The following is an 8,111-nucleotide window of genomic DNA, read 5'->3' on the forward strand; positions in this document are numbered from 1 at the left end:
CGGTGCCAGACTGCCTGTGGGCGATATCACGATACTTCTGGACTGCAACAACTTCTGCACTGACATTGAACCGCTCCCACAATGTCGCCCCATCATCATCAGTGAAAGCAGCGAACTCACGAAAGTGGCTCTCTTGTTCGGACACCAGGCGTACAAAACGTGGATAAAGAGTTCCATTAAACTGGTCTGCACCAAACGCGTTGCTAAGTACCGCTCTCTCTATGCCAGCCCGCTCCTTACCCTGTAAAAACGAATAGTATGCCGCGAGGCTAAGCGTGGCTTTTGCATCCTCAGAATAGTGGGCAGCTTGCGCAGGAACGCTCAGAAGATGTGCGATTGTGCCAGTGTAGAACTTGAGCACTTCACCCAGCTCAACCGATTGATCTGTGACCGATTTACGCACCGAAGCAAGGCGCTCCAGACGCTTCTCAGCCGCCTTAATCTCTTGCTCAACACCAGGGTAATCTTTCAGCGAGTGGTCACTAATGTAAGCTTCCCAATCGACGCGGCGAGCATCTACCAACTGGCGTTGTTTAACGATTGCCTGTGCAAAGGACTTCCCACCGCTGCCCAGAAAGCCCGCTGACATACCCCGCTCTTTCTGCATCTCATGCGCCAGATTACTATTGAGCTGAGTCAAGGTTACCAGCACTTCGATGTGGCTGAAGCTTGCTATACGACTCCCCATGGACTGCAATAAACGTACGTCAGTTACCACCAGAGCTGCCAGTAACGGCAAAATTAGCAACATCAGCTTTGCACGAATGCTCAGACTTTTGATTGGCGACATGGCAGACCTCCTCTTTGGCTTTAAGCGTAGACCCGCCGAAGCACTCTGCAAGCCGCGATTCGTCCAATAAAAGCAGTGTGAACAATCTTCCCGCTCAGGTTGGCCCGGCAAAGCACAGCACCTGCTGATCCAGCCTGTCCATTCTGGTATCATCCGCACCGATTTATGACATGAATAAGGGATACCCCGTGCTGACGATTTACGGTATCAAAAACTGCGACACCATGAAGAAGGCCTTTAAATGGTTGGCTGACGCAGGCATCGACTACCACTTTCATGACTATAAGAAAGAAGGTGTACCGGCGGATAAGCTGGATGCCTGGCTGGATGAACTTGGCTGGGAAGCGGTGATCAACCGTCGCGGAACAACCTGGCGAAAGCTGGATGAAAGTACCCGTGAAACGATGGATGACGCCACGGCGAAAGCAGTCATACTCGACAACCCTTCGATTATTAAGCGCCCACTTCTGGATACTGGCAGTGAGCGTGTGCTTGGCTTCAAAGCAGACGACTACGAAGCCCGCCTGAAATAACAACATTTAAACGACTACCTGAGGAATACTCATGACCACATTCGCAATCGCCATCGGTGTTGGTACTCACAACAGTAAAGGTGAATGGCTCGAGGTTTATTACCAGAAGCCTCTGCTTAACCCAGCTGACGGCATCGTTGAAGCTGCACGCTCTGCTCTCGGCTACACCGGCGGTAACGAAGCAATCAGCGTCAATTCAGACCAGCTGAGCACCTTTGCTTCTGCTGTTGAAGGCGCCGATAGCGAGCAAGCCAAGCTTGCGCGTGCATGCACTGAAAGCAAGCGCCCTGTAGTTGTGACAATCCTGGAGTCTGATGATCAGGCATCATCTACCCCAGAAGTTTACCTCAAACTCCACCTGCTCTCTCACCGCCTGGTTAAGCCACATGGCGTTAACCTTGCCGGTATCTTCGGCTTGCTGCCAAACGTTGCCTGGACTAACAAAGGCGCTATCGACCTGAATGAACTGGCTGATGCTCAGCTGCAGGCCCGACTCGAAGGTGAACTGCTGTCAGTAAACAGTGTAGATAAGTTCCCACGCATGACCGATTACGTGGTGCCTGCCGGCGTACGCATTGCGCACACTGCTCGCGTTCGTCTGGGTGCCTACATCGGTGAGGGCACAACCATCATGCACGAAGGTTTCGTTAACTTTAATGCGGGCACCATGGGTGTTTCTATGGTTGAAGGTCGTATCTCTGCGGGCGTCGTTGTTGGTGACGGCTCTGATCTGGGTGGCGGCTGCTCTACGATGGGCACCCTGTCTGGTGGTGGTAACATCATTATCTCTGTCGGCGAGAAGTGCCTGTTGGGCGCCAACGCCGGTATCGGTATCCCTCTAGGTGATCGCTGCACCGTCGAAGCAGGCTTGTATGTGACGGCTGGTACCAAGATTCAGGTACTCGACGACCAGAAAAACATCGTAGAAACCGTTAAAGGGCGTGACCTCGCAGGTAAATCAGACCTGCTGTTCCGTCGTGACTCTATTACAGGCGCCGTTCAATGCGTTACCAATAAGAGCGCTATTGCTCTGAATGAAGAGCTTCACGCGAACAACTGATCCCGTCGTCGGTCTCTTGAGTCCGATCAGGTCCGGCCTGGTCGGACAACTCCTTTCAGGTCTATTTGCCTACGTTTTTATCCCGAACGTAACCAGTGTTACTGCAATGTAATCACTGAACGTATATTTTGTGTATTTGCACGAAATCGCCTTTCGTTACCCATTTTACTGACTAACCTATAAATACCCGCCGGCGAGAACCTACTCCAAAACGCTGTCGGTAACACCACGTCGATAAGATGTAACGAACGGGCACAGCTGGCAAAAATAAAAATAACAGCCGCTGAATAACGAAAAGTAAGCCTGTCGATCACCACTAAGCCCTGCTCTCTCCCCGGAGGCAGGGCTTTTTCCTTTCTGACAGGTTCAACTGTTATCATGAGCATGGAACCTGATGTGATGACTATGAACAAAGACAAACGTATTGAAATTTTTACCCGTCTCAGAAACGAGAATCCGAATCCGGAAACTGAGCTTGAGTACACTTCCCCCTATGAGTTACTTGTCGCTGTAACCCTGTCAGCGCAAGCTACCGACGTAAGCGTAAATAAAGCCACCCGGAAGTTGTTTCCCGTCGCAAACACGCCCGCCCAGATACTTGCGCTCGGAGAAGAAGGCCTGAAGGAGTACATCAAAACCATCGGCCTGTTTAACAGCAAAGCTAAGAATGTCGTCAAAATGGCCGAGCTCCTGCTAGAACGCCACGGAGGTGAAGTCCCGCAGACGCGTAACGAACTCGTGGCTCTGCCCGGTGTCGGACGAAAGACGGCCAACGTCGTACTGAACACCGCCTTCCGGCAGCCAGCAATGGCCGTCGATACCCATATTTTCCGGGTATCAAACCGCACTAAAATTGCCCCAGGAAAGAACGTGGATGAAGTTGAAGCGCGTCTCATGCGACTGGTGCCGAAAGAATTTCTGATGGATGCCCATCACTGGTTGATTCTTCATGGGCGATACACCTGCGTGGCACGCAAGCCGAAGTGTGGGTCTTGCGTCATCGAAGATCTGTGTGAATTTAAACAGAAGACGTCTGACTGACCGAAGTAGCCCAACCAGATACAGCCCAGTCAGAGATAACCCGGACTAAAGGAGAGAAACAATGAGAATATTGCATACTATGCTGCGCGTCGGCGACCTCGATCGCTCGATCAGCTTCTATACCGAAGTAATGGGTATGCAGCTGTTGCGTAAGAGCGATAACGAGCAGTACCGCTACACCCTGGCGTTCGTAGGCTATCAACCAGAGAAAGAAGGTGCCGTTCTGGAGCTGACCTACAACTGGGATGAATCAGAGTATGACCTGGGCACAGGTTACGGTCACATCGCAATAGAGGTTGATGATGCAGCAGATACCTGCGAGGCCATCCGCAACGCCGGTGGAACTGTGACCCGTGAAGCGGGCCCGGTCAAAGGCGGTAGCACGGTCATTGCCTTCGTCCAGGACCCAGACGGCTACAAAATCGAGCTCATTGAAAAGAAACAGCCGATTCCCATCGAACTTTGATTCTGGCGGGTAATTAGCCGCTCGCGGCCGACTGAACTGACATCCTGTTCAAAATTCAGGCAGCTTTTCAGGCCACTGCTACACTGAATGCAAGTCAGTATGAGGCAGTAGCAATGTTCAACCACTTATCCATTAAGGCTAAGCACAACCTGATCGTCGCCGTGACGCTCGTGGGTCTAATTCTGCTTGGCCTGATCACCAGTGTGCAACTCACCTCGATTGAACAACTCGGAGAAGTACGCCAGGATATCGCTGATGTAGAGAAAGGTGTTCTTACTCTCAGGCGCCATGAGAAGGACTTCTTAACCCGCCTTGACCCGTCTTACCTTGATAAACATGCCAGTACAGCATCAATACTGACCGAAGGCCTCACCGAGCTGAGGGCAGACATGCAGACTCAGGGTATGAATGTTTCCGGCGTCGACGGCCTACAACAATCAGTAAATGATTACGTCGCGTCATTTAACTCCCTCGCAACTCTGAGAACCGATGCCGGCCTGACTCCCAAAACAGGGCTCTACGGCAGTCTGCGCGACGCAGTTCATCAGGTAGAAGAATCTTTAAAAGCGGGCGGCGACTACGAGTTGCTCTATCAGATGCTAATGCTCAGACGCCACGAGAAAGACTTTATGCTACGCCTGGATGCTAAGTACGTTGATCGTTTTACCCAGCGTATTGATGACACCGTGCCCATGCTGCGGGAGCGCGGCTTCAATGCTTCTGTGCCACTTATGCAGAAGTACAGAAAGGACTTTTTGTCGCTGGCAGATAAACTGAAAGAAATTGGACTCACTGCTGATTCAGGAGTGTCTGGAGAAATGCGTCAATCAATCCGCGAATCAGAGACAAGCCTGGAAACTATGGCGACAGCCGCACAAACTGAGGCGAGTCAGTTACTCAGTTCAACCTATCAGGCCTTATTCATCACCTTCGCTCTGATCATTGCCATTATTTTTGCGATTACAAAGCTGATTTCAAACAGTATCTGCAAACCGGTGATCAGCATCACAGAGCGCATTCAGCACATATCGAAAGACCTGGATCTGTCGCAGACTGTAGCTCATGGTTCAACCGATGAACTGGGACAGATGTCGACTTCATTCAACCATCTGATTACCAGCCTCCGCGAGACTATTGATCAGGTCTTGCGCTCCTCTACCACAGTCGATGAAACTGCTATTGCCCTTCGCTCAATCACAACCTCACTTAATACTGTGACAGACGAACAGGAGCAGGAGCTACAAAGTGCAGTAACCTGCATAGATGAAATGTCCCAGACCGTTCATCAGGTAGCCCGTAACGCCTCGGATGCTGCTGACGCTGTTACCTCTGTGGGTAAAGACATCAGCGAAGGTAAGAAGATTGCCGATGAGGCTCGGGATGCCATCCAGAGCCTGAGCAATGACATCACAAACACCTCAGCTGCAGCACAACAGCTCCAGAAAGACAGTGAGAGCATTGCAGAAATTCTTGGTGTCATTAATGGAATTGCCGAACAGACAAACCTACTTGCTCTCAATGCTGCTATTGAAGCCGCTCGCGCCGGCGAACAAGGGCGCGGCTTTGCCGTGGTGGCTGATGAGGTGCGCACGCTTGCAAGCCGTACCCAGGAATCAACCGAATCTATCCGCAGCACACTTGAGCAATTCCGGTCGGGGACAACACAAGTCGTCGACACTGTAGAACGGTCGCAGGCTCAATCTACCTTTGGTATTGAGAAAACGACCGAGTCAGCAGCCATTCTTGACCGCATTTCAGAAGTGATGCTCAGTATCAATGATGTGAACACTCAGGTGGCGACAGCGTCAGAGCAGCAGAGCCAGGTCGCGGCTGAAATCAGCCAGAACATTCATAAGATCAACGGGCTTACCCAACGCTGCAGCGAAGAAGCATCAAAAGCCGAGCACGAAGGGAATGTGCTGAGCGGTCTTTCTAAGGAGCTGGCACAGAAGATAAGTCGATTTACACTCTGAGCAGAGCGACAGGTCAGCGGCCCTCGATATCATCCCAAGTAAACGATATCGAAGGCCGCGCAGCAAAATCTCAGTCGCGGATCATACGACGTAGCGTTTCATCACGACGGATAAAGTGGTGGTAAAGCGCACCTAATATATGCAGAGCAATGAGAGCCATCAGTACTTTTGAAACAATACCGTGGGTCAAGCCTGCAATTTCATTGATCTGTTCATTTTCTGCGATCAGGGTGGGGATTTCCCAACCAAACATAGCCACGGGATAGCCTGCAGACTGACTCATCAGGATACCGCTCACAGGCATCAACAACATTGAAAGATAAAGCAAACCTTTCACCGCGCCAGCTACCATTTGTGTACTCTTCGGCACACCACTCACAGGTCTGACCGGATTAATAATCCGCAACGGAATACGCAAGAAAAAGAGAAGCAGCGCAAGAACACCCACTGACTTATGCAAGTCCATCAATTCAAACTTCTCTGGGCCATTGGCCATATTCTCAAGCAGTGTCCCCACGACCAGCAGGCCAATGATGATAATCGCCATCAACCAGTGAATCATTTTGGTTGCCGGACTGTAGTACTTTCCACCTTTACGCATTATTAATTCTTTCCTGTTTTTAATTTTGGCCAGCGGCTGGCAATCTCTCATAAGGCGATATCTTGTCATCGTCGCGAGAGTCTGACAATGTCATCAGGCTTACTTTCTTCAAGCTCACTCTGTGTCAGATGATGGGATAAACCACCTGATCGTGATATCCCGTGATCACCGTCTGGGTTCCCGCCCAACGACGGTCAAGTTCTACGTCACCACTATCAATTACGAGCGGCCGTCCCTCGAGCCCCACCAGTTTTGTCTTGGTCGTTACAACGTAAAAGTGATCTTTTCCAAGAGCTGTAAGAATACGTGGGCTGAATTGCTGATTTCCGCGACCGAAAATATGGCCCTGCCCACCCATGACACTGACAACCGCGTAGGCTTCTTCGTATTCCTGCAATAGCGCCCAAATACCTGACTCGCTCAGGTCACTGGCAATGACCTGCTCATCCACCACCGCATCAACGCCTAGTAGCGTCGATTCAAGGTGAAGATCATCAAGAATTGCCTGGGTCGTTTTACCGGAGCCAAAAAGGTACAGTGCTCCCGGCTCCATCTCTTCGATGACATGCGCTGCAATATCGGCCAGCACCAGTTCTTCTGACTCGGTACCGCCCTGTTTTACCGACTGCACAAAATGCCCGCTCTGAACGACACGCATTTCACCGTATTGCCGAGCCCGGACCTGATCCTCGCGGAATGCATCTTCATCAAGATCTCTGACCTCTGCTTCCCGGATATCGACCAGTTGCCCCTGCACCAGACGCTGCAATACCTCACCGCTCGCGCTCGGCGATATGCCATAAACACCAGAGTGAATTTTTACGCCAGCAGGAATCCCCAGAACCGGCACGCGGTCACCAACAACGCTACAGATATCCCGTGCAGTACCATCACCGCCTGCGAACACCAGAACGTCTGGCTTCGCTTCGGCAATGTGCTGAACTGCAGTGATGGTGTCGGCCGCAGTAGACGGCACAGCTGGCTCAAAATCGACAAGGTGATACCGGAAGTTCATTTCATCCAGCAATGCCTGTCCCATATCTCCCGGGCAAGACAGAAACTGAATCTGGTCTGCATAGGGACACAGCAATTCCAGTGCAACCCGGGCACGGTCAGACGCCCTCTGAGTCGCACCACGACGGAATGCCTCTTTAACAATCTCAGGGCCGTCGCTGCCCTTAAGGCCCACTGCCCCGCCAATCCCGGCAAAGGGGTTGATAATAAATCCCAGCGTCAACATGTCAGAACCAATCAGTCAGTTTGATCCCGATACCGAATCGCTCCTGATAACGATCGTAGTCGATCAGGCTTTCGCCATAACCATTGAAGTATTGAGCATAACCTTTGATTTTCTTGGTCAGCGGAAAGCTGTAACCAAGCTCTACAGCGCCGCGATTTTCAGAAAAGTCGAGGTTATTCCGCACCATGATGGAGAACTGATGCTTCTGCATCAGCTTCACATAGTTGAGTTCCCCGTACCCCAGATAATCGTCGATATCAGGATTGTCGTTGTCTTTGGGGTCTGCAGGGTCAGCCTCTTTACCTTCCGGAATACGCCACCAGACCTTTGGACTGATCACACCACTCCCTACGATAAATGCCGTTTCTGCGATAATCCGGTTCCAGCTTCGTGACAAGGTGCTGGTC

General features: G+C 51.3%; 9 protein-coding genes. 5 read left to right on the plus strand and 4 right to left on the minus strand.

Annotation, left to right across the window (positions count from 1 at the left end; genetic code table 11):
* A partial coding sequence (locus B2067_RS12105) for a nitrate- and nitrite sensing domain-containing protein (RefSeq protein ID WP_301388616.1) occupies nucleotides 1–790 on the minus strand: 790 nt, incomplete at its 3' end.
* A 170-nt stretch (nucleotides 791–960) separates the two neighbouring features.
* Between B2067_RS12105 and B2067_RS12110 the strand changes: the two genes are divergently transcribed.
* The 5 genes from B2067_RS12110 (at nucleotide 961) to B2067_RS12130 (ending at nucleotide 5,863) form a co-directional block, all read left to right on the plus strand.
* Nucleotides 961–1,323, plus strand: a complete 363-nt coding sequence (locus B2067_RS12110) for an ArsC family reductase (RefSeq protein ID WP_301388617.1) — start codon at nucleotides 961–963, stop codon at nucleotides 1,321–1,323.
* A 31-nt stretch (nucleotides 1,324–1,354) separates the two neighbouring features.
* Nucleotides 1,355–2,383: a 2,3,4,5-tetrahydropyridine-2,6-dicarboxylate N-succinyltransferase gene (dapD, locus tag B2067_RS12115; protein ID WP_301388618.1), complete on the plus strand. Its 1,029-nt coding sequence runs from the start codon at nucleotides 1,355–1,357 to the stop codon at nucleotides 2,381–2,383.
* A gap of 405 nt (nucleotides 2,384–2,788) precedes the next feature.
* Complete coding sequence (gene nth / locus B2067_RS12120) at nucleotides 2,789–3,424, plus strand: endonuclease III (RefSeq protein ID WP_301388622.1); 636 nt, start codon at nucleotides 2,789–2,791, stop codon at nucleotides 3,422–3,424.
* Nucleotides 3,425–3,485: 61 nt separating this feature from the next.
* Nucleotides 3,486–3,890, plus strand: coding sequence for a lactoylglutathione lyase (gloA, locus tag B2067_RS12125; protein ID WP_301388619.1), 405 nt, complete (start codon nucleotides 3,486–3,488; stop codon nucleotides 3,888–3,890).
* Nucleotides 3,891–4,003: 113 nt separating this feature from the next.
* Nucleotides 4,004–5,863, plus strand: a complete 1,860-nt coding sequence (locus tag B2067_RS12130; protein ID WP_297532246.1) for a methyl-accepting chemotaxis protein — start codon at nucleotides 4,004–4,006, stop codon at nucleotides 5,861–5,863.
* Nucleotides 5,864–5,933: 70 nt separating this feature from the next.
* Here B2067_RS12130 and B2067_RS12135 read toward each other — a convergent pair whose 3' ends face one another.
* The 3 genes from B2067_RS12135 to B2067_RS12145 form a co-directional block, all read right to left on the minus strand.
* Nucleotides 5,934–6,464: a cytochrome b gene (locus B2067_RS12135; RefSeq protein ID WP_297532247.1), complete on the minus strand. Its 531-nt coding sequence runs from the start codon at nucleotides 6,462–6,464 to the stop codon at nucleotides 5,934–5,936.
* Nucleotides 6,465–6,588: 124 nt separating this feature from the next.
* The gene (locus B2067_RS12140) at nucleotides 6,589–7,704 is read right to left on the minus strand and encodes an ATP-NAD kinase family protein (protein ID WP_297532249.1); all 1,116 of its coding nucleotides are present in this window, start codon (nucleotides 7,702–7,704) and stop codon (nucleotides 6,589–6,591) included.
* A gap of 1 nt (nucleotide 7,705) precedes the next feature.
* The coding region (locus B2067_RS12145; protein WP_301388621.1) for a phospholipase A at nucleotides 7,706–8,111 on the minus strand (406 nt) is incomplete at its 5' end.

Source organism: Thalassolituus sp. UBA2590, from assembly GCF_002339775.1.
GTDB lineage: Bacteria > Pseudomonadota > Gammaproteobacteria > Pseudomonadales > Oceanobacteraceae > Thalassolituus.

Excerpts from the sequence above, each read along its gene's own strand:
- B2067_RS12135 (WP_297532247.1), bottom strand. The coding sequence starts at position 6,464 with ATGCGTAAAGGTGGAAAGTACTACAGTCCGGCAACCAAAATGATTCAC.
- B2067_RS12110 (WP_301388617.1), top strand. The coding sequence starts at position 961 with ATGAATAAGGGATACCCCGTGCTGACGATTTACGGTATCAAAAACTGC.
- dapD (WP_301388618.1), top strand. The coding sequence starts at position 1,355 with ATGACCACATTCGCAATCGCCATCGGTGTTGGTACTCACAACAGTAAA.
- B2067_RS12130 (WP_297532246.1), top strand. The coding sequence starts at position 4,004 with ATGTTCAACCACTTATCCATTAAGGCTAAGCACAACCTGATCGTCGCC.
- gloA (WP_301388619.1), top strand. The coding sequence starts at position 3,486 with ATGAGAATATTGCATACTATGCTGCGCGTCGGCGACCTCGATCGCTCG.
- nth (WP_301388622.1), top strand. The coding sequence starts at position 2,789 with ATGAACAAAGACAAACGTATTGAAATTTTTACCCGTCTCAGAAACGAG.
- B2067_RS12140 (WP_297532249.1), bottom strand. The coding sequence starts at position 7,704 with ATGTTGACGCTGGGATTTATTATCAACCCCTTTGCCGGGATTGGCGGG.